Here is a 25,122-nt window from a genome sequence, read left to right on the forward strand (position 1 = left end):
TAACCTCCTTCAATTAGATATTATAAATATCTGTTTTGTAGCTATCCATGTTGTTTTTCAAAAATTCAATGGTTTCAGCTAACCCTTGCTCCAATGTATACTGTGGTTTCCAATCTGTTAAACGCATAATTTTTTCGTTTGATCCTAATAAACGGTTTACTTCACTTTTTTCTGGACGCAAGCGAATATCTTCTGTAATGATTTTAGCATTAGGATTGATTTGACGAATCATTTCATTAGCTAACTCACCAATAGATATTTCTTGTTGTGTAGCGATATTGATTTCTTCACCAATCGTATTTTCAGCATGTGCTAAGGTAATAAAGCCATTTGCTGTATCTTTAACGTAGTTAAAATCTCTTGTAGGTGTAATCGAACCTAATTTTATTTCTTCTTTTCCTGCTAATAATTGAGTGATAATTGTCGGAATAACGGCACGAGCAGATTGTCTCGGTCCATATGTGTTAAATGGGCGAACAATTGTAATCGGCATTTCAAAACTTCTATAAAAAGATTCTGCCATACGATCTGAACCAATTTTTGTAGCTGAATAAGGCGATTGCCCTTGGAAAGGATGATTTTCATCAATCGGAACGTATTGAGCCGTTCCATATACTTCTGACGTTGATGTAACTAAAACACGCTTTGTTCCTAGATCTCTAGCTGCTTGGAGCACATTCAACGTTCCTTTAATATTTGTATCTACATATGAATCAGGTGAATGGTAACTAAAAGGTATCGCAATCAATGCAGCAAGATGATAAACCGTATCAATGCCTTTCATCGATTCTCTAACGCCATTAGGATCACGAATATCACCCGTAAATACTTCTACTTGGCTCAAAATATTTTTAGGTAAGCTATCTAACCAACCCCATGAATTAAATGAGTTGTAATAAGCAAATGCTCTTACTTTTTCTCCTCTTTTTACTAATTCCTCTACTAAATGGCTTCCGATAAAACCGTCAGCTCCTGTTACTAATACTGTCATTTGTCTCTCTCCTTCATATCTATATACTTTACTGACTCTTTCTTACATCCTTTGGAAAAATGTATTCTAGGCAATTATAACATAATTCGAATCACTAGTGTTGCATGAAACATAGAATGTTCTATAAGTTTATTTCCAGTATTTTAACGTACAAAAAAGGCCTTGTACTGAACTTAGATGACTCATCCAAGACCAATAAAAAGGACCAAATACATAGACTAGGATAAACTACGTTCTACTTTTAATAAACGATTTTCTTCAATTAAATGAATTTGAAATTGTTCTTATTTTTACCTGACTAATCCCCTTATTTCAAATAAATTTTTTCTAATTGACTTGCTGTTTTTTTCATATCATAAACTTCTAATTCTGGTCTTGGTGTATTTCCATATGGTTTTGCTAAAACCAGTTCAGCCCACTCTTTTTTAGGGGTATCTAATGAAATGAAATGGACATTTTCTGATAGTTGCGTTTCTTTTGAAACTTCAGTAGATAACACGAGTTTTAAGTTTGCCGCTTGTGCCTCGACAGCAACAATTGGTAGTCCTTCATATAAAGAAGGCAGCAAGAATACGTCCATTGTTTTTAATAATTCCGCAATATCCTTTCGCTCACCTAAAAAATGAACGTTTTCTGAGAAAGTCTTGTTTTTGACTTTCTCTTTTATTTCGTCTTGTAAACTCCCTGTACCCACTAAAATCAAATGGCTGGTTGGATTTAATTCTACTATTTCTTCAAATAAATCAATCAAGAAGCGATGGTTCTTTTGTTCTTCAAAACGACCAATATTCCCTACAACAAAAGCCTCACTTGGAATCATTAGTTCTTCACGTAACTGTTCTTTACTCTTAGAAACATTACGATATTTTTCTAAATCAATTCCATTTGCAACAAAAATAAATGGTTGGTTTTCTCCATAAAGTCCTATGCCAGCCTCATGTGAGCAAGCTAAATAATCGGTTGCATTCTTTTTTATCAAGTAATGAAACAACTGACGAATAATGGGCAATGGAAAACGATTGCCTTTACCGTCTGACGTAGCATGACTATGTACGATTCTTTTTTTAATGCCCACTTTTTTTGCAATCCATAGATTAATTCCACCACCAAAGAATATCTCACTGTGTACGATATCTATTTTTTTATCTTTCAGCAATTTTTTTACTGTTTTAATATAAGCAAAAATATGTTTGTTAGGATTAGGTACAACATAAATATTTCCGCCTAATGCGCTTATTTCTTGATGATAAGGAGTAACATCCTTAAAATCTTCATAAATTAAAAAATCAAATTGAATTTTGCTGCGATCAATATTGCGGTAAGCATTCATCATGAATGTTTCTGCACCACCTTGGCCCATTCTTCCTTGGAAATGCATGACTCTTATTGGTTCTTGCATAGACTAGCCTCCTCTTATTTAAAATTGGCGTTTAAACTTTTCAATTGTTTTTGGTGAAATTGTACTAATGAGATACATCGCCTTTGAAGCGTAATAATTTAAGTACGCTGATTTTGTCTTGAATAAAGCTTTCATTATTAGTCGTATTTTTGTATCTGTTAGGGTTTGATTACCCGCTTTTAAGACTGCTGGATGCGTAACAATTGCTTTCGTATGAGCAATCTTCTCTCGATAACTCAATGGGCAACCCTGACTATGAAAAGGAATAATACAAGACATCACACCTTTTAAGAATAACGCACTCGAGCCCTCTTCATTCAGTGTTGTCAAGTTTACTAGTTCTTGATAAAATTCAACAAATGTCTCAAATTTATTGGGTAGATATTGATTGGTTAAACTATTTTTACCATCGAATGTGTAGTGGTACAAAACGTCGTCAACAACTAAACACTTCGTAACGTGCTCAAAATAGGCAATATTAAACAATCGGTCTTCACAACTTTTATAACTAGGAAATTCGACATCGAATTTCTTTATAGTATCTAAACGGAAGACTTTATTCCAAATAACATACATGAGTTGTTTGTTCATTAACGGATAAATGGCTGCTAAAAACTCTTGATGTGTTTCTAACAGTTGAGAAGGAGCTTTAACTACTCGACGATCTACTACTTCATTTTTATCCATCACTTGCATCTCATAAGATGAGATCATTAAATCAACATCTTCATGCTGGTTTAAATACGTTGCGTAGGTTTCAAGAGTCGTCGATGCGACAGCATCATCGGCATCAACTAATAATAAATACTTGCCTTGTGCTTGTGTGATCCCTTGGTTTCTAGCATTACCAGGACCTCCGTTAGCAATAGACAAAACGGCTATTCGCTTGTCCGCTGTTGCATACTGTTCCACCACCTGTTGAGTCTCATCTTTTGAGCCATCATTAACAATGATTAATTCAAAATCAGCAAAGGTCTGTGCTTTTAAACTTTCAATCGTCGATCCAACTGTCTTTTCACAATTATATGCCGGCATCACAATACTAAAAAAAGGCTTAGTCACATTTTTCCCCTCGCAATCTTATTTAATCTAACAGAATAATTTCTTTTGGAATTTCTTTTGGTGCTTCACCTTCTTCTAAGCCTTTGGAAGAAACTTTATCGAATAAAATTTTAATGGTTTGAAGCATAATTTTAGTATCTAAAAAGAAACTGTACTTCTTGATATAAATTAAATCAAAATTTAACTTGCTATTAAAATCAGATGCATATTTTCCATAAACTTGTGCATAGCCAGTAATTCCGGCACGAACATTGTGTCTCAAGTAATAAGCTGGATTTTGTTCTTGAAATTGATCCACAAAAAATGGGCGCTCTGGTCTAGGTCCAACTACAGACATTTCCCCTTTTAGTACATTGAATAATTGAGGCAATTCATCTATGCGTAACGCTCTTAGATATTTACCAATTGGCGTAATTCTTGTATCACTTGATGAAGCGAGCACCGGTCCTGAATCTTTTTCAGCTGTTGCAGCCATTGATCTAAATTTTAAAATATTAAATTCTTTGCCACCTTGAGTAATGCGGACTTGGCTGTAAAAAGCTGGTCCTTTTGATGTTAGTTTAACTAAAATGACCGTTATCAACATAATTGGCGAAGTGAGTATTAATAGAACAGCAGAAAATAAAATATCTACCACTCGTTTGATAAAATCATCTTCACCTGGTATTTTAAAGTCAGAAATTTCAATAATGCTCTCATCTTCTATGTTCATAATATTTGGATTCACCATTACAATATTCTCAAAACTTGTATTTAAGAATAATTTTTTTTCATTTTTAATTAATAATTCATAAATTTTTATCTTTTCTTCTTCTTGTATCTGACTAGCAAGATAGACAATATCTATCTCATCAATATTCGCTTTAATATTTTCATAATAGTGATCCACTACAACTATTTTTACTTTGTGTCGTTCATTTTTAGCAGAAGCAAAGTTTTGATAAGCAGAATGCACTTTTTCTTTCGTTCCTACAAGCATCACTTGTTTTGTTCCATTTAGTTTAATGTACAAGAGGTAGACAATTGCTCGCCAAATAAATAAAATAACCGTGCTAACGATTAAGGTATAGACTAAAACGGATCTAGGGAAAGTAAACCAACGGCCAGCAAACGTGACGGCCATGATGGCGATTGTCATAATCACTTGAACGATAATAGTAATATACAAAAAATCAATGAGTGACTTATTGTACAAAATATAAACACCAAATAAAATATTTAAAAAAATAAATACGGCCATAATATAACTAAATGAACTTGTATATGCGACAAAGTTATAGTCTGGGATGTTTTCTTTAAATTGGATATAAAAAGAGAAAAGAATAGATAGGTGGAATAACAAAACATCTACCATCACTATGACTATTTTTTTTGTTTTACTAAATTTTTCTCCTTGGGACATGTTTCTTTTCCTCCATCCAATCTATCGAACTAATGTTTAGCTAGATAGATTCTCTTCAATTAATTTTTACTGAGTCAGTAACCACTCTACTTATTGGTTACTCATTTAAGATTCACTCTTGTTTTTTTAGTTGCTTTTACATAAATAAGCAACAGCAATAGGTAAATCCAAAAAGCTGAAGAAAGATACCCGCCTTTTTGGAAGTTTAAAACAATAAATAGGATACCCATCTTATAATTTGTTAAGACCAAGTATAAACTGAATAAACAAACTAAGATAAACGCTATCAAGCCTAAATCAGATAATATATAGGCATAAATATTCCAGATTGATGGCGTGTGACCTATTCCGTTCCCCATAAATAAATGGTCTTTATTTACATAGTCCCAACTTTTTACAATTCTAAATAGTGCTGAAAAATCTTTTCCATTGATGATATCAATGGTTCGTTTGATAATTGTTTGATAAATAATATCTTTAGAAACAAAAAGCACTGTTGCAAAAACTCCAACGTAGAGCCAATAGGTCTTAACCCATCTAAATTCTTTTATTTTATCCAGACTGATAAAGTGCATCAGATAAATGAACACTAAAACTGCGATAGAACTATACGAGAAAGTCAAAATAACGGTTAATGTTAAGAACAGCGTCATCCAAGTAGGAATAGCGATGTATCGTTTATTAAATAAATTCATTCCGATAATGATCGTCAAATAATACCCTAGGTAAGAAGGTTCTGAAAAAACACTTCTCGTTCGAACCAGATTTTCTATTGCATTGAAACTATAACTTAATACGTCTGTTCGCGTATATGTCCAAAAAAATTCGTATGGCAGTAAACCATCAGAATATAACGCAATCGTTATGTATATTCCAATAATCCCAACGACAACTGCCACGCTGTTCATCATTTTTAATAATTTTTCTTCTAGTCCATAGTTCATTACGTAATTATAGAGTCCTACGTTTACCATAAGATAAAAGGTTACTTTAATTAAACCGGCTAAACCGACTTTTAAGACAAATGGTTCATTGTTTAACTCGTTAATGAGAATATTTACTAGGATAACTCCTATTATTAGTAAAATCCATTTTAATTGGTTTAATTTGATTTGGTAATGGGCACTAATGACTAAACAGCCTCCTATAAACAAAAAGACGTATTCTGTAAAAGTAAAAATACCAAACATCCAGTCTGTCAAAGCAAATGAACTACTCAATAAAAACAATAAAATCGTACTCCATTTTTCATTGTGAGAGTCGTTTAGCTGTTTCCATTTACTCAGTAAGGAAGTTTTTTCCAACGCTTTTCCACCTTCCGTTTTTTACAAAGAATCAAGCTACGGTTATTGTACCATATTTTTAATAAGCTTACTTTTACGATTATATCAAATATGAATGTAAAAGTGGTAGGATTTATTTGTAAGGAATTAGTCATCGTTCTATTCGTCAAACCGATACTATTTTATTTTATGCCAGTACTTTTGCATGTTCAAATAGCTTTTATCTAATAGAGAAAGCGTTTTAAAGGAATGAATGGATTGATTTTGTGCTAGTTTACTTTCTTTTAGACCATTATAAATAGACAGTAGCTGTCTTTTAATGAGTTTTTTTTGTGCTTTTGTATACTCTTTATTCTTGTAGTGCGCTTCTAGTTCTTTGCCTATCTTAAGATAGGAATCAAATGATCGCTGGAGTTGTGCAGGTGTTTGTATCGTCATAATAGAATTCTCTCTGTATCTTCTATAATAATAGAAAGCATTGACATACATCATCGTTTTTATATGAATAAACACTTGTGGCGTAAATAATTCATCTTCGTGAATCAGGTCTTCTCTAAAGGTCAACTGATTTTCGGTCAATACAGAGCGCTTAGTTAGATACAAATAAACCGGTGAAACAAAAGTTCTGCTATTTGCTTTGAAACTGTCTCCTTTATAAATGTGATTTTCTATCAAACGATGGCTAAAGTCATAATATTTTTGATTAATCGTCTTTTCCATTCCATCAGTAAAAGCCATCCCATTAAAACGAATTAGATCAAGTTGGTTTTCTTCCATCATAGGAACGAGTTTAGCTAACATTTCTACATCAATGTAATCATCTGAATCGACAAATAGTATGTATGTACCAGTTGCTTTGGCCATACCTGTATTGCGTGCTCCTGACAGGCCTTTATTTTTTTGTTCAATAAACCTTATCCGATTATCACTCAGGTAAGGTTGTATTTTTTCTCGGCTCTTATCCATGCTGCCATCTTCTACTATAATAATCTCCAGTTCTTGATAAGTTTGATTGATGATTGAATCAAGGCATTCCTCGATATACTCTTCGACGTTGTAAACCGGTACAATTACCGAGATGAGTGGATTATTTTTCATTAGTAAACTCCTTTTAAACACTAAACTAGTTTCTTTTTGCTAGTATGTCTTTGATTGCTTTCATTTCTCCTGTAACAATCAGTCCTACACCAAAGATAAGAATAAAAATCAGACTTTTTATGACTAAATTAATAAAATTTGAAAAAGGCAGTGTTGGAAGCAATAAAAAGCCAACAGCTTGGAATCCAGCCATTAACGCTGGCTTGATTAATATCTTAAAAAATTCTAAATAGGTTGAATCAAACAGCTTATACATCAAGAGATAATTTGTCTGTAAAAAATTGAGTGTGAAGGCTATAACTAGTAGTAAAGCGACTGTCTCAATCTTCCCTGAATAAATCCCTACAACCATTGCTGTGATATTGGTTATAGCTGTTAACACACCTGAAACCAATAACAAATCTGTCCGATTAGCTGATTGGAAAATAGCGCCTGTAATTGTTAGAATGAGCTGAATCCAAACAGAAAAAGCTAAAATTTGAAAAGTTGCTACACTTCCACCCCATTGTCCCCCAAACAAAAAGAGAATAATTTCTTTCGCAGAAAAAAACAAAAAGATTGAAAGTGATAAACCAATTGTTCCTAAAAAGCGTGTGAGCAGCAAGTAAACTTGCTTTATTTTATCCATTCGCGTCTCATAATCAGACATAATCGGTTGGATGACTGGATAAATCACATTCGTCAAAATTTGGTTGGGATATAAGGACAATTGATAAGATTTATCGTAATAAGCTAATGAACTTGTTGAAAAAAACCGTCCAATTAGAATTTTATCTAAATTTCCTGAAAAATAATTAATGAAATTAAAAATAAATTGATTTTTTGAAAAAGAAAAAATTTTCTTAATCGGATTTAAATCCAATCTAAAACTTACTGTTAATTTTGTTTTAAAGTAAAAAACAAAAAATAAAAAAGCGGCTTTCAGTGTATTGCTGATAATCAATGAATAGTAACTAAAACCAGCAAATGCCAAAACAATTGAAACGACACCTGAAAGGACGTTTGCAACAACGGTTACAATATTAACGGCCATAAAGTTCTTTTCTCTTAAAAGCATATTTTGTGGGACAACTAAGATTCCATAAAAGAACACACAGACACCAAGAACTAGACTAATCGGAATATAGATTGCATCCTTATAAAACAAACTGATTGGGTAACCTAAAGCCATGAAGACTAAACCCAATACGATAGCTAAGTAACAAGAAAAAACAAAAATACTGTTGATTTCTTTTTTAGTCAATTGTTTATTTTGAATGATAGCCGGTCCGATTCCGAAATCAGCTAACAGTTGGAAAAACACTAGAAAAACATTGACTACCGCAACAACTCCGTATTCTTTCGGAGTTAGGAGCCTCGAAAGAATGGCTTGGACCAGAAGTTGGACAATGACATTGGAGTACTTTCCAATTGCACTGTACAGCACCCCTTTTTTAAATTCATCAATCAGGTTCACAGTCTTTACACTCCTTTTTTATAGCCCACTTGTTTCAGTATGGTTAATCCCTTTTGGGACTTTTCTCCCAGACGTGTTCGCAATTGCATCAAACTAAGTGCTTGAGCATATTTTTTGTGCTTCATTAAATAGACTAAGGCTTTTACAAACCTATTTTTTTCAGCTTGCTTATCTAAAGCTTTTACAGCGTTTAGCAGCTTTTTATCGTTCATTATTGTTTCTAGGACATTTATTTTTTCTTTCTTTTTTAATGGGCATTTCGTTGAGGAAAGATTTTTTAGTTCTAAATAAATCGTATTCCAATATTCTCTATCTATTAAGGCTTGATTGCTTTGACTTATTTGCCATTCATTCACTAATTCTTCAAAACGACTTGCTACAGTGTATTCTTGTTTAAAGCGATCTGTCAAATAATGATTTACCGCTGAGTTCGGTCTGAAAATATAATGGTAATAAGCCTTTTGATTGACTTCAACCTTTTCGATTTGACGATAAACTTGTAGGTTAAATAAAGCATCTTCTCCAATTTTTTGATTTGAAAATTGAATAACATGATTTAGTAGATACTGACGTTTGTACAATTTATTCCATAAGGCATAGGGTGTAAAAAAATAAAAGGCCTTAAATTGTTCTCTAAACTGACTTGCCGTAGCTGAAGAAGGAAATTTAGGCGTATGTACTTTATTTGTTGAACTGTTGTCTTTGCTAGTTGTTTCTTCAAAAAATCCAAACACAACTAAATCCGCTGCAGTTTTTTGAGCTATTTTTAGATTGTCTTCTATTAGATTCGATTCAATGTAATCATCCGGATCTACGAAGTAAATATACTCGCCTTTAGCTTTAGCTAGACCTGCATTTCGTGCATAACCTGCCCCAGTATTTTTTTGATCTATCACGCAGACTCGCTTGTCTTCTTTTTTGTAGTAAAGACAAAGCTGAAGTGACTGGTCAGGCGATCCATCATTTACAAGAATCAGTTCGATATTTTTATGGGTTTGGTTTAAGACACTCTTTATCGCTCGTTCTAAATAGCGTTCAACATTATAAATTGGCATAATGATAGACACATCAATCATCGTTTGAACTCCTTCTTAATAAAATACAATTAATTTAAATGACTGCATCATTATAGCATAGTCCGGACTTTTCAGTCAGACTTAATCTTGTAGCAGGCTCAATGAATGCCATAATAAATGAGTAGGATAAACCACACATCCGGTTCACTCTACTCGTTTATTTTTTAGACTATCCATTAAAAATTTGTCTTTTTTGTATTCTGAAGCTAACAAAAAATAATAACGAGTCTACAACAACTTTAATGCCTGTCTCATTTATTTGTAGTATAGAATACAGTAGCGCTACTAAAAGTGCTGAGCTGAGCATTTGAATCATGACTAATCCAAAATATTTCCAAAATACACTAGCATGATTGGATTTATCTTTAAAGACTATTTTTTTATTGGTCAAATAATTAAATAAAGAAGAACTAATTCTAGCTCCGACAGTCGCTAGTACAATTTTACTGCTTGCCCCCATATTGAGTGACAGGATGAAGAACTGAAACATCGCTATATCGATACTAAAGGACAGCATAGAAGAAGCCATATAGTTGAAAAATGTTTTAAACAGCGCACCATATATCTTTAGCGAGTCGTTAATTGGATCAAAATGTGTTTCGCTATTGTCGTTCATATAAATTGTCTCAATTTCTATCTCTTGTATGGGGATTTTTGCATGTGCAGCTTCTATCAACATATTTGTTTCATACTCAAAACGTTCGCCTGCTAATGGAATAAATGACGCCACACAATCTGTCGTCAACGCTCGTAGACCCGTTTGAGTGTCCATTAATCTTATCCCATAAAGTAGCTGAAAAACCTTACTGGTTAATTTATTGCCAAATTTACTTTTAAAAGGAACCGTTGATTGATCAAAATTTCTAGAACCTAGTATCAATGAATGAGAGGTTGTAGTCAACACTTCTCTGATTCTTATAACATCTTCGACTGAATGTTGCCCATCTGAATCTACTGTTATAACTCCTGAAAAATCTGCTTCTTCAACTAAATTCATAAAATAATTAAAGCCATTCTTTAATGCTCTACCCTTACCTAGATTGACGATATGTCTATGAACGGTTACTTCTTTCCTTTTAGTTAATTCAATAAAGATAGACTGATATTTATCTGAACTGCCATCGTTGATAACTAAAATAAGGTCGAAATTTTCTTTAATTAACTCATCTACATAGCTAATCAATGACCCAGTAGGATTTAATGCAGGGATTAAAACTAATGTGTTTTTCATTTTTTCTACTCCTAATTTAAAGTGACTATTTCTGTATAGTCTACTATACCCTTACTTTTTAGTTTTTCATTCATTAATACGTCATCTCTCAAAATAATGAGATTAGTTTTAACAGTAGTTAAATCTATTTCATTAATTGTCTCATTTGTGATCATTTTTATATCGGCAGAGTGCAGTGCATAAAGTGATACATAATAAAAATAAGAAGCCCAGTTTATTTCAGGTTGATCTGAAAGATAAATCAGGTACTTTTCATCTTTTGATAAGTTATTTTTATTAAAAACTGTCTCTACTATCTTTCTGTCATTTTGACTATATTCCCCTTTGATAAACAAGCTCTTTTCTATTGGGTACTTCCAATAAACGGGTAAGACTAGTACGAGTATACAAAAAAACAGGACTATTCCATTAGAAGGAGAACTTAATGGTCTTATTTTATTTTCACTTAGCAATAAGAACAAGTAAAGTAAAGAGAGACCATAGATATACATAATCATCGTCATGTTGTATCGTTCATAAGACGCTAACACCAGGGCTTCACTTAGAGGCATTGAGAAGAGATACATAAATAATAAGGACAATTGATAAATATAATACAAAATTAAACTACTAATAAACAGCTTAAGTCCTAAATCAACTTCTCCTTTAGACGACAATACGTTCCATTTTATAAGTAAGACTGTTAATAGAAAGAATAGTAGGCAAAGCGCCCCTATTTTAATGTCTATTTGACTCATATCTATTGATCTAGCTATAAATTTTTTAACTATTAACTGAATGTCAGCTACTGATTTTTGGTCAACAATTGTCTTATAATTTTCAGCTGACATAGCATGTTTCGATTCAAACCCCTTAGAGAAAACTAGTTGAACGTGTTTCTCCCACAAAAACTTAACTGAATAAGGTATTCCGACTAAAAACAGGGCTATCTTTATCGATTTCAGCCGACTTTTTTCAGATTTAAGTGAACAATAGAAAAATAAGAGTCCGTTTATTAGTACAAAAAGAATGCCACTATTTTTTACTATCATCAAAAATGATAGTATCGGTACTAGTTGCATATAGAACCACTTATTTTCTTCATTAATGAAATAATAAAGGATTATTGCTGATGCAGCCAAACTTAAAATAGATAAAAGTGTGTCTACTGATAAAGCTAAAAATCCTACATTGCTTGTTAAAAAAAATGTTGTTGCAAGAAATATCATGCCATAACTTATCCCTTTATTCTTATTGATAAAAGCAAATAAAGGAATAATTCCACTTACGACAAGGATACTTTGAGCAAATAACATGACACCTTCTGTGTTGCCTATTAGTTTACTTACAAAATAAATAAAAGAAGCACTCCCAGTTGGATAAGATTGAAAGACAATCAAAGACTCAAAATTGGGAAATTTATTAGTTGACAGTATTTCTCTAGCTACTAGTCCCCAATGAGAAAAATCATCATAGGCTACAAATTTAGCTCCATTAAGGAAAAAAGCTAAGTACACAGTGAAAATGAAAAAATAATACATTCCTGGCGTTAAAAAACTAACCGTCCATTCTTTAGTAATAAATGCATAAATGAGATAAGTTAAACTAGCTACTACTAATAAAACCAAAACTTCTAAGAGAACATTCAACAGTCCTGCAAAAAACATCAGTAGTCCGATCGAAGAGAATACAATGACCGGTATAAACTCACTTTTTATTTTTAATCTCACAAAGTAAAATTGAATAAAACCAATTAAAACAACAAAGAAAAATATAAATCTTAAAACTAAAGCAATCACTTGCATTCTCCTAGTCTAATTTCCTATTTCTATACTTGTTATTTACTAACTTCTCACAGAAATAGGAAAACGATTTTTTTTAGTTAGTCAGATTGGTTATGGCAGACTAAATACAAAAGAATAGTTGACTCTCTCTACCTTCTGCTTAATTTTCTTTCAACATATTTACCTACTCGACTACTTGATTGTTCAATCGTTTCTTCTTGGTATTCTGTAATAGTTGCGTTAACTAGTGCACCTAACGTTAGCAATGCACCTAACATATTTAACCACAGCATAAACACAATCAATGTTCCAACTGAACCATAACTTAATGTCCCTATAGCAAAATAAGCAACATAAATAGTAAACGCTTGAGTGATTAAAATCCACCCTACTGTAGAGAATACTGCTCCTGGCAATACCATTTTCAAATTTAATTTAGCATTAGGAACAAAATAATACAATAAAGAAAAGGAGAAAAATAACGTGAACAGTGTTACTGGCCAGCGTAAACTAAGAAACGTATTGATTAAATCAGCAGGTAATTTTAATAAGGGAATAAGCTCTTCTAAAATCAATTGGCCAAAACCAAATACTGCTACCAGTAGGATCAAACCTGTTATCAATACAACGGTAAAAGCTATGGATGCTAAACGAATCAAGATGAAATTTTTACGAGCTTCAACACCATAGGCTTTGTTCATGCTGATTTGTAATGCATTCATGCCTCGACTTGCAGACCAAAGTGTTCCAATTGCAGCAATAGAAAGAACTCCATTGCTACCTGATGTTAAAATTTTATCCATAATTGGTTTTAGATTTTCTACTAAATAAGCAGGAACAGCTTTATCTAGATACGGGTAGACTGTCTCAGGTGATAAGTTCAATAATGGCAACAAATTTCCAATAACAATTAATAATGGAAAGAGAGACAATAAGAAATAATAAGCGATAATCGCTCCTGAATTTGTTATTTCTGCTTCTTTATATTTCTTACGGAAAATACAACTAATTTTTTTGATTTCTTTCTTTTTACTTATGTGTTGAGTCATTTTTAAACTCCTTTTTAACTACTATTTTTCATTATACTGATTCTTTCACAAAAAAACTAGTGTTGGTTAAAGGATTCAAAAATAGGTATAAGAAAATAAGGCTAACTAGCTCATTAAAATAAAAGAACCTATCCTCAGAAATAAAAATTCTGAAGGATGGGTTCTTGTTTTCTTATCGAAGCTGACCAGAGTTCTACGGTTCTTACTAATTGAGCTTCGATCAACAGCTTCTCGAGAAAAAGATAAAAATAATTGAAATCAAAGATTTCTTCAATTTTTTCTATTTTCTTGTCGAAGCTTCCGTTGATCTCCACATCTTTTATAATTGAGCTTCGAACTCTAGCTCTTTGGGTAAATTCAACTGTATCCTCGAGGCTAATAGCCTCTTGCGGTAAAGTTTCATTTCCCTCTCAGAGCTGAACAGAGTTCTACGCATCTTTACTAATTGAGTTACGTACCAAAGTTTCTCGTCAAAATAGATAATCTTTTTGGAAATGAAACATTTCCGGCAAGATTCCTGATTTTGAATCGAAACTACACTTGGCACTCCACATCTTAATCCTTTTGCATGGTTAGGATTCTTGGGCCTTCTTTTGTGATGGCTAGTGTGTGCTCAAATTGGCAGCTTAGTCCGCCGTCTTTTGTACGGGCTGTCCAGCCATTTTTGTCCATTTTTGACTTCCATGTTCCGGTATTCACCATCGGCTCGATAGTAATAACCATTCCTTCTTTTAGGCGTAATCCTTTACCGGCTTCGCCATAATGAGGAACAGCTGGTGATTCATGTAATGTAGGCCCAATTCCATGTCCAATAAATTCACGAACAACAGAAAGGTTTTCTGATTCTACATAGGTTTGGATTGCATGGCCAATATCGCCAATACGATTGCCAACTTTGGCTTGCTCGATTCCTTTGTATAAGGCATTTTTTGTTACTTCCATTAGATGATCAATAACCGGTGTTGATTCTCCTACTACATAGGTCCAACATGAATCAGACATTGCGCCTTTTAAGTTAATAACGGTATCTACTTTTATTAAATCATTGTCTTTTAGTGGTTTATCTGTTGGAAAACCATGACAAATTTCATCGTTTACACTCACACAAGTAGCGTACTCATATCCTTCAAAACCGATTTGCTCTGGAATTCCACCAGCTGCCTCAATGTGGTCTTGGAAAAATTGATTAATCGCTGTTCCAGTTACACCCGGTTTAATAAAGTCCCGTAATTTTTCATGGATACTAGCTAATAACGCGCCAGATTCTGCCATTGCATCTATTTCTCGTGTTGATTTTAATGTAATCACTTCTTATTCCTCTTTTCTTTTCATTTTGCGTTTAAGCCAATTCTATTATAAGCTTAAATTCTTAAAAAGTGAACCTTTCTTATTCTATTGCTTATCAGGCACCTTTTCAAAGGCTATCTTTCTTCTTTATTTGATTGAATTAGCGTTGCGAAATGGCGTTGACGTTTGGTATACTTTATGTAAATAAAAGAACGTTTTTAGAAAGGAAGTGAATCAGTAGTGACTACTGCGATGATTGTTTTTGCGAGTTTAACCGGTAATACAGAAGAATGTACTGCTATCATTGAAAAAGCTCTTGAAGAGTTAGATGTCGACGTTGAAGTTGTTGATTGTATGCAAGCTGACCCTGAGGATTTCTTAGCTGTTGATATTTGCCTTGTTGGGACCTATACTTACGGAAATGATGCTAATTTACCAGATGAGATTGTAGACTTTTATGAAGAACTTGCTGAAATCGATTTAACTGGAAAAGTATTCGGGACGTATGGTTCTGGAGATACTTTTTATGAAAAATTTTGTCAGTCTGTCGATGACTTTACCGATCAATTTAAGCAAATAGGAGCAATCGAAGGCGCCCAAAGTGTCAAGGTTGATCTAGATCCCAATGAAGAAGATACACTAAATTTAGAGGCTTTTGCCAAAGCCCTCGTAGATAAAGTCGCTTCTTTATAAAACAATAACCGCAATCCCTCTTAAAAGGATTGCGGTTATTCTTTTTTAGTTGATTAACTCGTTAATCTTTTTTTCTAAGCTATTTTTTAAAGCAACTTCATCTAATTCGATTAGATTTTGTGCTAAAAGAGCAGCTGTACCATAAACACTGATCCAAATAGTTTCAAATAGGACTCTTTTTTCAGCTTCACTTAGTGAATTTGTTTGCGCTTGGTCTTCAAAAGCTTTTAGCATTTCCTCATATGGGAGGTTATGCATTTTTTTAGGTTCCAAATGATTTTCTAAAAATAATGCTTTGAAGAAAATTGGCTCATCTTTTGCAAAATGGACAAAGTTGAGGCATATATTTAAAATAGGGTCCTCTGATCGATCGTTTGCAAAAATTGTTTCAGTCAAATAGTCTTTTATTTTTACATAAAGCTCATTTTTTAAATCATCCATATTTTTAAATTCTAAATAAATTGGTTGAGTTGAACAATCCATTGTTTTTGCGATATTTCTAGCTGTAAATCCTTCAAAACCTTCTTTTTTTACAACTGCATATGCTGTATCAAGAATATGTGATTTTAAAATTGTTTTTTTTCTGGCCATCTTGGCTCACCTCTTTTTTCTTTTTGTTATCATTGACCCTAGTTCTATTAGCATTTGCTTATAGTTGGACTTCACTTTTTGAACCAACCTGATGGACATCGAAGGTGGCTACACTTATTCGTACTTATTACCTGACTTGACATACTCACTGACTGCTTTCTCTCGTCTTTATCTAACGGATATTCGCATGTACAATATTGTTTTTTTCACTGGACAGCTTCCCCTCTGTTCAGCTTTAAACTATTTTATCACTAATGTCATAAAAAAAAAAGTATTTTAGTCTGTACTCTATTCAGAATACGCTTTTCTTTTCTTTAAATCAACACTCATCCAAACATTTGATTGCTCCTATTAAAATCTTCTCATAAAATCTACCTTATCTTGCTTTTTCTGGTTTTATTTGTAACTAGCTGCTTTTAATGAGACAATAAGGTATTGTGTCAGTCTTTTTTATACATGATGATCACTCACAGGAGGTTTGGAACATGCTTAGAGAAAAATTAAAATCTATTGGGTTTGTTAACAGCTATAAAGATGGTGAAAAGCGAATTGCTTTATTGCCGAAAGATATTGCTCAATTAAGACACAAGGAACTATTGTTTTTCGAAAAGAACTATGGAAGCGATTTATCTATTTCAGATACTGAATACGCTGCTTTGGGTTGCCAAATTGTCTCAAGAGAAATCGCTTTGCAGCAGGATATTATTTGTGATCCTAAAATTGGCGACTCAACTTTTTTAAAAGATTTGCGTGCTGGTCAGACTCTTTTTGGCTGGATTCACGCTGTTCAAAGCAAAGAAATTACAAATATTTTAGTAGAAAATAAACTTTCTGCCTATGCTTGGGAAGATATGTATGAAGATAACCGGCATTGTTACTGGCGCAGCAATGAATTAGCTGGTGAAGCAGCTGTCATGCATGCCTATCAATTACACGGGATGATGCCTTATGATACTAAAGTGGCACTTATCGGAAGAGGCAATACAGCTAAAGGGGCCTTGCGTATTTTAATTGGCTTAGGAGCGAATGTAAAAGTCTTTAATCGTCGTCAAGAAACTTTATTCAGAAAAGAAATGGCTGAATTTGATGTTATTGTTAATGCGCTATTGTGGGATACAACGCGTACTGACCATATTGTGTATCGAGCAGATTTGAAAACATTAAAACCTGGCACAATGATTATTGATGTTAGCTGTGATGAGAATGGGGCTATTGAATCGACCGTTCCTACTTCTTTAAAACATCCTATCTATGAAGTAGATGGCGTGGTTCATTATGCCGTTGATCATACTCCAACTATTTTTTACCGTTCAGCTTCAAGTGCCATTTCTCATGAAACAGCTAAATACATTGATGGCCTCATTGAAAATCGTCCAAACGTTGTTTTAGCTGATGCACTTATTATAGAAGAGGGGCGCATTATCGATGAACGAATCAATGAATATCAAAATAAACCTCACTTTGACTCATCACTAAAATAGATCGCCCAGACTCACCTTCTATTTTTAACTATTTTTTATTGTTTTTAGAATTCAACAAATTGTATGAATGCGCTTCTTATGCTATGATTATTAAGATAAAAATAAATAACTATTACACTACAGGGGGAATAAATCAAATGACACTAACAAATTTTGATGAACTTTTAACTAAATACGCTGAAGCGATTGTTCGAACAGGAGTCAATGTTCAAAAAGGACACACCGTTGTCTTACAAGCTGCAGTTGATCAAGCTCCGTTGGTACGCTTAATCACTAAAAAAGCTTATGCTTTAGGTGCTGTTGAAGTCATTGTAAAATGGGTTGACGACATCATTAATCGTGAGCAAATGGAACATACACCTGAGGAAATCTTAACCGATATTCCACAATACAAAATAGATGAGTCTTTGGCTTTAGTTGCTAAAGGGGCTAGTCGTATCAGCTTAATTTCTTCTGATCCGGATGCATTAGCTGGTCTAGATAGTAAAAAAATCGCTGCTTTCCAAACAGCAAACGGCAAAGCTTTAAGTGAGCAACGGAAAGCAACACAAGCTAATAAAGTGAGTTGGGTTGTTGCAGCAGCAGCTAGTGATAAATGGGCAGCAAAAGTTTTTCCTGATTTAGCAACAACTAGTGAACAAGTTGACGCATTATGGGAAGCTATCTTTAAGGCGGTTCATATTTTTGATGAAGACCCTATTGCAACATGGGAGAAAAAAGATGCTACGTTAAATGAAAAAGCTAATGAATTGAACAAAGAGCAATTTACTGCTTTACACTACATTGCTCCAGGAACTGACTTAATCGTCGGTTTACCGGCTAACCACCTTTGGGAAGGTGCTGGTAGTGATAATGTTCGTGGCGAACGTTTCATGGCCAACATGCCTACTGAAGAGGTCTTTACTGCTCCTGATGCTAATCGTGTTGATGGTGTCGTTAGAAGTACGAAACCGTTAAGTTACGCTGGAAACACATTGATGGATATGGAATTTACTTTTAAAGATGGTAAAGTCGTCAGTGTTACTGCTGGTGAAGGCGAAGACGTCTTGAAACAGTTAATCCAAACAGATGAAGGAGCTGCTCGCTTAGGTGAAGTTGCATTAGTTCCTGATCCTTCTCCTATTTCTCAATCTGGTATCACTTTCTTCAATACTTTATTTGATGAAAATGCTTCTAACCACTTAGCATTAGGATCTGCTTATGCCTTTAGTTTAGTTGGCGGAACAGAGATGTCTGAAGACGAGTTAAAAGAAGCTGGCTTGAATCGCTCTAATGTTCACGTGGACTTCATGATTGGTTCAGATAAAATGGACGTTGACGGTATTCGTGAAGATGGCAGCATCGTTCCTATCTTCCGTAATGGCGATTGGGCTTAAATCTTTACTCTATAAAGAAGACTCAAGTAACTTCTTCGTTACTTGGGTCTTCTTTACTTTTAAATAGTACTAGACAAATAATGCAAAGCGTGAGAAGATAACTAACGTATTGAATCGGTCCTATAGCTCAGCTGGATAGAGCAAACGTTTCCTAAACGTTAGGTCGGGAGTTCGAACCTCTCTAGGACCATATCGTTTTACTGCTTATCTCCTACATCTATTTGTGGGAGATTTTTTTATATCTCAATGAGACACCTAGTAATCGGTACTTTCTAATTAAATAGACAAGATAAAAACAAATCATAGTCTACTTGTCTATTCCTAGTTTAAACATTACAAGTTGTCGGTTATTTATTACACAGCTGTCCACTATTGATTTATTTTAGACAATTCGCATGATTGATTCTATCAACTTGTCTATTCTATGAATAAAAATAAATGGGCTATTGAAAAAAGGGGACGAAAAAAACTAATAATAATACTTACTTTTTAATGCTCTTTGATTTTCCTATTAATTACATGTATTATGTTATATAGGTACTATGGTTTAGCGTTGAGAAATTAATAGTCTATTCATTTATTTCTACTAGGGGTATCTTTTGATACTTTTTGTATCGCTCTTCTCATTTAAGCTCAGAAAGGACTCGATACATATGACTACTCAAGCACTTTTTTTTAATTCTACGCGTAAAAAATACAATAAATATAAATCACTAACACCCAATGAGCAAGGACTTTACGCTCTAGGAACATTTTTAAATCTTAATGCCTCTGAAATGACTAATGGTTATTTCCAGCTCTATCCTAGTGATAATTCCGTTACTATGTTTAACACCTTACGATCAAATATAGGAGATACGGAATATATGGAACACTATAAGAAAGATTATAAAATATACTTATCAGAAAATAACAGTATTAAAAAAGCTCTGAAATCTTTATTTCCTGATAACCATTTTTCTATCTCTGCTGAGGGTGCTGAGTTTCTTGATGGTGTTGGAAATACTGCTCCCGAACACACGATACGCTTAATTGAAGCAGTCGACAATAATTATCAATTATATTATATTTTAATGGGGGGCCTTGCTCCCATTGAACTAAAAAATATTGAACTGAGTAATGCTAAATTATTTAATGTGGATAAAGATATGTTTTTCCAAGATGACGATTTAGAGATTAACATAAATATTCCCTCTATAGACAAATTTGCTTTAGCACTTGCAAAAGACTACTTCAAGCGTGAATTGACACTTGAAGATATAGAGCTTACTAAAGAGATTTTCCACATTAGTAATCCTTTTCTTAGTGTCGGTGAACCTTTTTCTATTACATTAGAACCTGCTTTTAATTCTAGAATAGTCCAGGTCATAAAGTTAAATAAAAAATGGACACCAGTAGTATAGTGATATTCAAGGATTAATAAAAACTCTTCTCTAAGTAGCGACTATTAAAAGTCTACTACTTAAAGAGAAGTTTTTATATTTTAATCTAACGTATAATAGTATACTGTCATGTGATTTTTGAATTACTAGTGTTTTTTTCACTAAGAAACACTATAGAATAGGTGAATTCAGAGTTATTATAAATGAAATCATTTTTTATCCTTTCAAAAGATAGGTTGTCTTTTAAAACCGTTTTATCCAAAAAGAAAGGCCACTGAAATAAAGCAGTGGCCTTTCTTCTATTTTTTATTTCTTCTACCTTCTATTTTCTGGTAGAGCCGGTATCTGAGCGTTTTCCTCTCCATGATCCATCATTGTTTCTGCTCCTATTTTGACCCGCTGTTGGACCTGTTTTTACTACTGGACCTCCAGTTTTATTGGGAGATTGTTTGGAATCTTTCTTTTCTGCCATCATTAGCGTCCTTCTTTCATTATTTATATAAGATAGTTTAGTTTAACAAACTGACAATATTCTGAAACAAATAGCAAGTGAATTAAAATATAGTTATACTGGTCGACAAAAGTCTTATACATGAAGTAAAAGAAGACTCTTTTTTAGATATTACTCTTCTTTTCTTTCTCCACAATGGTACATCATAGATCCAGCGATTGTCAGAGCAATTCCTATAATTAAAGTAATGGGTTGATAGCTATCTGTATTAGCCAGTCCTAGAATAAGAGCAATGAATCCTACCACCATAATAAACAAACCGTTTTTAAGCATATTAGCTCATCCTCACCTGTTTAGTTTACCTCTTACTCCATTGTCCTGGAAAACGCTTACTTAGTCAATCGATTGCCCATCACTTTCATTTACTTTTACTATTTTTTGTCAAAAAAACACTCCCTAAAGTGCTTTCACTTTAGAGGGAGTGTTATTCTTTTTTAATCGATTGCTACGCCAGCCATTTTTTTGTAAACATCTACTACTTCTGATGCCATGTCACGGAAAGTGATAGCGTTCATTAAGTGGTCTTGACCATGAATCAACAATAAGCTTAGTTCAGTTTTTTCTCCTGATGCTTCTGCTGTTAGCATAGACGTTTGTGAGCGATGTGCCTCAACAAGGCCTTTATCTGAATCTTTTAATTTTTGGTCAGCTAGTTCAAAATCTGATACTTTAGCGGCATGAATAGCCTCCATTGCATCACTTTTAGCATTTCCTCCATTAATAATGAGTCCCATAATGAGTTGTAAATTTTCTTGATTTTCCAATGGATAACTTCCTTTCACTACTGTTTCTTTTACTTTGCTTCATCAATCAATCTTAGAGCTTGGTCTAAAACTTTTTCGCCATTCATCATGCCGTAATCTTGCATGTTGATAACTTCTAACGGAATACCTTTGCCGTCTAATTTTTTCTCAAATTGAGCTTTCATAAAGCGGACTTGAGGTCCTAATAATAAAACGTCAACATTTTTTGATTCCATGTTGTTATCTGCATCTGATGCTGATACGGCAAAAATATCAGAATCGATTCCTCTTTCTGCAGCCACTTTTTCCATTTTAGTTACTAATAAACTCGTACTCATACCTGCTGAACAAACTAACATAATTGTTTTCTTTGACATGTATTATCACTCCATCTCATTTTTTTGTTCCTACACCTTATATAATGCAAATAGCGTGCCAACTTTATCTTTAGTGAAATCGTTATCTGTCAACGCTTTCTTACCGTTTCATTTCATACACACTAACAAAAAAATCTACACAGTAGTCTTTACTGTGTAGATTTTCTATTTATTTTAGTTCGTCAGTTGATTTTCTACAATCATTTGAATTAAATAAGCTTGTTCATCTTGTGAAATGCTCAACTGATAATCTTCTTCTAACGGAATGAGTAGTTGGTTTAATTTTTTTACAACAAGTGGGTATTTCATCAAGTAATGTTCTTTATCTAGGAAAGCTCGTTCTTCTTTGCCATTTTTTATGCTTTCCATTAGAAAAGCTAGATGCAAGATTAGACCTACTTTTACTTCTACTGGTAAAACTAAATAAAGGTCGACTTCTAGTTGTTGAATAACTTGTTGCAAATTTCCTACTAATCGACTGATAGAACCGACTTCTTTCAATGCTCCAGTCAAGGTTTGGCTTATTTTATCCAAAGGCCATTCCTCAACTTGATTTTTTATTTCTACCATTTTTTTCCTATCAAAGGCTTCATAGGCTGTATAGTAGGGAATATTTTGATAGTCCACTGGAACGGTTCCAATAATCGCTTTGATTGTATATTGCTCCGCCAATTGATCTATTTGCTGTTTCATTTTTTCTAACTGCAAGAACTGCAAAGGAATAATGGCCAAGTGTGTCGTATCCATGACCTTTTTCAACCGGTCTTCTACTCTCTTTGCTACTCCCTCACCAGTAAAACAGGAAACAATCAGTGCTGGCTGCTTTTCTTCTTGGAGGGGTTCGTTCATGGATTCTTCAAGAGTCATTGCCATGCGACAATTTTGGTAAATGTCTTCTAATTGTCTTCCGATACTGGCCATCCGGATGGCTTCTAAAACGATAGGTGTACTCGTCATCGAAAGAGTGCGAACGTCCAAGCCTAATTCTTGTGCAAGCATGCCTCCAAAAGCATTCAAAGAGCCCATATCTGTTAGCAACAATAAGCCGTGTTCATAGAGGACTTTATTGGCTACAATGGTTTGTCTAACTGTTTCATACATCTCTTTTACTTTAACAGTCAGTGGCATATTAAGTGCTACACCTACTTTTGTATCCAGTAAGTCTTGTGCCGTTTCAAGCATGCTACTAGCCGTTGATTTTCCATGCATGATGACCACTACACCCACTTGATTCGCTGCTGTTTTTTCAGGTTCTTGTGCTTCTAGTGTTAGGAACATCGTGATAAAACCAATTTCATCAAATGGAATATCAATCCCGAATTGCTGTTCGATCATCGCTGATAAATCAATGGCTACTTGAAATTCTTTCGAATAATTTTTTCGGACACTATTCAAATCAGGGTGTACAATCGGTCGTTTTTCTTTAATGCGCTCAATCGTACTTTGTAAATGCAATGAAAAAGCAAACCGTGATTTTGAAGGATAGGTTCGTTCAAGTTTTTTTTCTGCAAAATCGTATAATTTTTCTGTTACTTTTCTGATATCTATTGGAACGAGTTCTTGATGAATATCAGATAGCGATAATTTTTCTAGGTAATCATTAAAGTAGTGTGGCAAGTTGTTTTGAATAAATCCTTCTAATTCAATTTCTTTTAGTAAACCCATTTTCAAAGCTTCTTCAACGCGTTCTTCAATCGCATTATAGACACTCATATCTGAGTCTAGATTTTTATCCGTCCCTGTCTTTTGACTGGTTGGAACATAAGAAAAATGGGATTGGTGGCGATCAACCAATTGATTGAGTCTTTCAGGTGCTTCTTTAACTAGCAATAAGCCTTTTTGGACAGCTAAAGGCAAATCTTGTTGGGTACTTCTTAAGCAGTCCGTTTGATGCGTTCGGTAATGTAAAAAAGCTTTTGCACAGACTAATTTCAAATCCCGTTGAACCTGGCCAATATTCGCTTTAGCTGGATAAAGCATAAAGGCTAGCAATACTTCTCGCTCGATAACAATTTTTTGATTTAATCGTTGGGCTTCTTGTTGCAAGAAAGCGGCAACTAATTCGTAACGCTCTTCAATAGTCCGTTCTGCTAAAGGCGGTAAGGTAATCGTCATTGGAATTCGGCGATTGAACGTATCCAATAAGACTTCTGAATTTTCAGTTGTGGCACCTATAATTTGAACGCTGGCTGTTTGAGTTTGGCTGCTTTCACCTAAAGGACGATAAACGCCTTTGTCAATAAATGTAAACAACATCTCTTGTCCTTCTGGTGGCAACCGATGAATCTCATCAAGAAATAAAATACCGCCATCCGCTTGGTGCATCAAACCTGTTCGATCTTCGGTCGCTCCAGTATAAGAGCCTTTTTTCACACCGAAGATATGGCCAAAAAGCAACTGCGGATTTTGTGCATAGTCTGCACAATTAAAGGAAACAAAAGGAGCGTCTTTTGATAGAACTTGAGACTCTAAGGCAAATTGATACATGCATTCAGCAAATAGGGTCTTACCCGTACCGGTTTCACCGAAGATAATCGTATGCAACCCTCTTGGTGGGTATAAAATAGCCGCTTTAGCTTGTTGAATCATGACTTTCAAAGAGGCATTGTAGCCGACTAATTTATCAAAGGCTTCTTGTTCAGTCGTTAATTCGGGCAAAGCAGAAGTACGTGCTTTAGCTTGATATAAGACCGGTCTACCGGTTCTTTTCTCAATATGCCCTTCTTTATGTAAGTCATTTAAATAGCGACTGACGTTGGCACGATCCAGCTCCATCGCTAAAGCAATCTCTTTCGCTGACAAAGGTGCGGCTTGTTTAACTAAATGGGTTAGAATATCTTTTTTACGTGACAGCATCCTCTTCCTCCTTCA

Annotated in this window: 22 protein-coding genes and 1 tRNA gene; 5 read left to right on the forward strand and 18 right to left on the reverse strand. The window is 34.0% G+C overall.

The genetic code is table 11. The annotated features are described in order from the left end of the window. Positions 1 to 13: 13 nt before the first annotated feature. The 12 genes from ACMHYH_RS06760 to map form a co-directional block, all read right to left on the reverse strand. A complete protein-coding gene (locus ACMHYH_RS06760; RefSeq protein ID WP_414838650.1) occupies positions 14 to 991 on the reverse strand; it encodes an NAD-dependent 4,6-dehydratase LegB in 978 nt (325 codons plus the stop codon). Positions 992 to 1,298: 307 nt separating this feature from the next. Beyond that, a complete protein-coding gene (locus ACMHYH_RS06765; protein ID WP_414838651.1) occupies positions 1,299 to 2,390 on the reverse strand; it encodes a glycosyltransferase family 1 protein in 1,092 nt (363 codons plus the stop codon). A gap of 18 nt (positions 2,391 to 2,408) precedes the next feature. Then, complete coding sequence (locus ACMHYH_RS06770) at positions 2,409 to 3,425, reverse strand: glycosyltransferase family 2 protein (RefSeq protein WP_414838652.1); 1,017 nt, start codon at positions 3,423 to 3,425, stop codon at positions 2,409 to 2,411. Positions 3,426 to 3,474: 49 nt separating this feature from the next. Next, positions 3,475 to 4,854, reverse strand: a complete 1,380-nt coding sequence (locus ACMHYH_RS06775; protein ID WP_414838653.1) for a sugar transferase — start codon at positions 4,852 to 4,854, stop codon at positions 3,475 to 3,477. 101 nt (positions 4,855 to 4,955) lie between these two features. Then, positions 4,956 to 6,158, reverse strand: a complete 1,203-nt coding sequence (locus ACMHYH_RS06780) for a hypothetical protein (RefSeq protein ID WP_414838654.1) — start codon at positions 6,156 to 6,158, stop codon at positions 4,956 to 4,958. A gap of 156 nt (positions 6,159 to 6,314) precedes the next feature. After that, the gene (locus tag ACMHYH_RS06785) at positions 6,315 to 7,235 is read right to left on the reverse strand and encodes a glycosyltransferase (RefSeq protein WP_414838655.1); all 921 of its coding nucleotides are present in this window, start codon (positions 7,233 to 7,235) and stop codon (positions 6,315 to 6,317) included. Positions 7,236 to 7,260: 25 nt separating this feature from the next. Then, on the reverse strand, positions 7,261 to 8,691 hold the full coding sequence (locus tag ACMHYH_RS06790; protein WP_414838656.1) for a lipopolysaccharide biosynthesis protein: 1,431 nt from the start codon (positions 8,689 to 8,691) through the stop codon (positions 7,261 to 7,263). 5 nt (positions 8,692 to 8,696) lie between these two features. Continuing rightward, a complete protein-coding gene (locus tag ACMHYH_RS06795; protein ID WP_414838657.1) occupies positions 8,697 to 9,767 on the reverse strand; it encodes a glycosyltransferase family 2 protein in 1,071 nt (356 codons plus the stop codon). Positions 9,768 to 9,936: 169 nt separating this feature from the next. Continuing rightward, the gene (locus ACMHYH_RS06800; protein ID WP_414838658.1) at positions 9,937 to 10,998 is read right to left on the reverse strand and encodes a GtrA family protein; all 1,062 of its coding nucleotides are present in this window, start codon (positions 10,996 to 10,998) and stop codon (positions 9,937 to 9,939) included. Between the two features lie 11 nt (positions 10,999 to 11,009). Then, positions 11,010 to 12,776, reverse strand: a complete 1,767-nt coding sequence (locus ACMHYH_RS06805) for a hypothetical protein (protein WP_414838659.1) — start codon at positions 12,774 to 12,776, stop codon at positions 11,010 to 11,012. A gap of 134 nt (positions 12,777 to 12,910) precedes the next feature. Further along, positions 12,911 to 13,810, reverse strand: a complete 900-nt coding sequence (locus ACMHYH_RS06810; RefSeq protein ID WP_414838660.1) for a YihY/virulence factor BrkB family protein — start codon at positions 13,808 to 13,810, stop codon at positions 12,911 to 12,913. A gap of 555 nt (positions 13,811 to 14,365) precedes the next feature. Further along, positions 14,366 to 15,118 (reverse strand): type I methionyl aminopeptidase, encoded by a 753-nt coding sequence (gene map, locus ACMHYH_RS06815; RefSeq protein WP_414838661.1) that lies wholly within the window; start codon positions 15,116 to 15,118, stop codon positions 14,366 to 14,368. Positions 15,119 to 15,337: 219 nt separating this feature from the next. Between map and ACMHYH_RS06820 the strand changes: the two genes are divergently transcribed. Further along, positions 15,338 to 15,790 (forward strand): flavodoxin, encoded by a 453-nt coding sequence (locus tag ACMHYH_RS06820; RefSeq protein ID WP_414838662.1) that lies wholly within the window; start codon positions 15,338 to 15,340, stop codon positions 15,788 to 15,790. Positions 15,791 to 15,835: 45 nt separating this feature from the next. Here the strand turns inward: ACMHYH_RS06820 and ACMHYH_RS06825 are convergent, their stop codons facing one another. After that, complete coding sequence (locus ACMHYH_RS06825) at positions 15,836 to 16,381, reverse strand: TetR/AcrR family transcriptional regulator (RefSeq protein ID WP_414838663.1); 546 nt, start codon at positions 16,379 to 16,381, stop codon at positions 15,836 to 15,838. 485 nt (positions 16,382 to 16,866) lie between these two features. Here ACMHYH_RS06825 and ACMHYH_RS06830 point away from each other — a divergent pair, with 485 nt between their 5' ends. The 4 genes from ACMHYH_RS06830 (at position 16,867) to ACMHYH_RS06845 (ending at position 20,641) form a co-directional block, all read left to right on the forward strand. Then, the gene (locus ACMHYH_RS06830; protein WP_414838664.1) at positions 16,867 to 17,862 is read left to right on the forward strand and encodes a N(5)-(carboxyethyl)ornithine synthase; all 996 of its coding nucleotides are present in this window, start codon (positions 16,867 to 16,869) and stop codon (positions 17,860 to 17,862) included. Between the two features lie 137 nt (positions 17,863 to 17,999). After that, complete coding sequence (locus ACMHYH_RS06835) at positions 18,000 to 19,238, forward strand: aminopeptidase (protein WP_414838665.1); 1,239 nt, start codon at positions 18,000 to 18,002, stop codon at positions 19,236 to 19,238. Positions 19,239 to 19,354: 116 nt separating this feature from the next. Further along, positions 19,355 to 19,428 (forward strand) — tRNA-Arg (locus ACMHYH_RS06840). A gap of 463 nt (positions 19,429 to 19,891) precedes the next feature. Then, complete coding sequence (locus tag ACMHYH_RS06845; protein WP_414838666.1) at positions 19,892 to 20,641, forward strand: hypothetical protein; 750 nt, start codon at positions 19,892 to 19,894, stop codon at positions 20,639 to 20,641. A gap of 301 nt (positions 20,642 to 20,942) precedes the next feature. On the opposite strand, the gene ACMHYH_RS06850 is transcribed toward ACMHYH_RS06845, so the two are convergent. The 5 genes from ACMHYH_RS06850 to ACMHYH_RS06870 form a co-directional block, all read right to left on the reverse strand. Beyond that, positions 20,943 to 21,092, reverse strand: a complete 150-nt coding sequence (locus ACMHYH_RS06850) for a hypothetical protein (RefSeq protein ID WP_414838667.1) — start codon at positions 21,090 to 21,092, stop codon at positions 20,943 to 20,945. A gap of 150 nt (positions 21,093 to 21,242) precedes the next feature. Further along, on the reverse strand, positions 21,243 to 21,404 hold the full coding sequence (locus ACMHYH_RS06855) for a hypothetical protein (protein WP_414838668.1): 162 nt from the start codon (positions 21,402 to 21,404) through the stop codon (positions 21,243 to 21,245). A 161-nt stretch (positions 21,405 to 21,565) separates the two neighbouring features. Beyond that, a complete protein-coding gene (locus ACMHYH_RS06860; RefSeq protein ID WP_414840361.1) occupies positions 21,566 to 21,865 on the reverse strand; it encodes a PTS lactose/cellobiose transporter subunit IIA in 300 nt (99 codons plus the stop codon). Positions 21,866 to 21,924: 59 nt separating this feature from the next. Then, positions 21,925 to 22,251, reverse strand: a complete 327-nt coding sequence (locus ACMHYH_RS06865) for a PTS sugar transporter subunit IIB (protein WP_414838669.1) — start codon at positions 22,249 to 22,251, stop codon at positions 21,925 to 21,927. 174 nt (positions 22,252 to 22,425) lie between these two features. Further along, positions 22,426 to 25,107 (reverse strand): sigma 54-interacting transcriptional regulator, encoded by a 2,682-nt coding sequence (locus tag ACMHYH_RS06870; RefSeq protein ID WP_414838670.1) that lies wholly within the window; start codon positions 25,105 to 25,107, stop codon positions 22,426 to 22,428. Positions 25,108 to 25,122 lie beyond the last annotated feature (15 nt).

The sequence above is a fragment of the Carnobacterium sp. TMP28 genome, from assembly GCF_047553015.1.
Classification (GTDB): domain Bacteria; phylum Bacillota; class Bacilli; order Lactobacillales; family Carnobacteriaceae; genus Carnobacterium_A.

Excerpts from the sequence above, each read along its gene's own strand:
- ACMHYH_RS06760 (WP_414838650.1), bottom strand. The coding sequence starts at position 991 with ATGACAGTATTAGTAACAGGAGCTGACGGTTTTATCGGAAGCCATTTA.
- ACMHYH_RS06765 (WP_414838651.1), bottom strand. The coding sequence starts at position 2,390 with ATGCAAGAACCAATAAGAGTCATGCATTTCCAAGGAAGAATGGGCCAA.
- ACMHYH_RS06770 (WP_414838652.1), bottom strand. The coding sequence starts at position 3,425 with ATGCCGGCATATAATTGTGAAAAGACAGTTGGATCGACGATTGAAAGT.
- ACMHYH_RS06775 (WP_414838653.1), bottom strand. The coding sequence starts at position 4,854 with ATGTCCCAAGGAGAAAAATTTAGTAAAACAAAAAAAATAGTCATAGTG.
- ACMHYH_RS06785 (WP_414838655.1), bottom strand. The coding sequence starts at position 7,235 with ATGAAAAATAATCCACTCATCTCGGTAATTGTACCGGTTTACAACGTC.
- ACMHYH_RS06795 (WP_414838657.1), bottom strand. The coding sequence starts at position 9,767 with ATGATTGATGTGTCTATCATTATGCCAATTTATAATGTTGAACGCTAT.
- ACMHYH_RS06800 (WP_414838658.1), bottom strand. The coding sequence starts at position 10,998 with ATGAAAAACACATTAGTTTTAATCCCTGCATTAAATCCTACTGGGTCA.
- ACMHYH_RS06810 (WP_414838660.1), bottom strand. The coding sequence starts at position 13,810 with ATGACTCAACACATAAGTAAAAAGAAAGAAATCAAAAAAATTAGTTGT.
- ACMHYH_RS06825 (WP_414838663.1), bottom strand. The coding sequence starts at position 16,381 with ATGGCCAGAAAAAAAACAATTTTAAAATCACATATTCTTGATACAGCA.
- ACMHYH_RS06830 (WP_414838664.1), top strand. The coding sequence starts at position 16,867 with ATGCTTAGAGAAAAATTAAAATCTATTGGGTTTGTTAACAGCTATAAA.
- ACMHYH_RS06835 (WP_414838665.1), top strand. The coding sequence starts at position 18,000 with ATGACACTAACAAATTTTGATGAACTTTTAACTAAATACGCTGAAGCG.
- ACMHYH_RS06845 (WP_414838666.1), top strand. The coding sequence starts at position 19,892 with ATGACTACTCAAGCACTTTTTTTTAATTCTACGCGTAAAAAATACAAT.
- ACMHYH_RS06850 (WP_414838667.1), bottom strand. The coding sequence starts at position 21,092 with ATGGCAGAAAAGAAAGATTCCAAACAATCTCCCAATAAAACTGGAGGT.
- ACMHYH_RS06855 (WP_414838668.1), bottom strand. The coding sequence starts at position 21,404 with ATGCTTAAAAACGGTTTGTTTATTATGGTGGTAGGATTCATTGCTCTT.
- ACMHYH_RS06860 (WP_414840361.1), bottom strand. The coding sequence starts at position 21,865 with ATGGGACTCATTATTAATGGAGGAAATGCTAAAAGTGATGCAATGGAG.
- ACMHYH_RS06865 (WP_414838669.1), bottom strand. The coding sequence starts at position 22,251 with ATGTCAAAGAAAACAATTATGTTAGTTTGTTCAGCAGGTATGAGTACG.
- ACMHYH_RS06870 (WP_414838670.1), bottom strand. The coding sequence starts at position 25,107 with ATGCTGTCACGTAAAAAAGATATTCTAACCCATTTAGTTAAACAAGCC.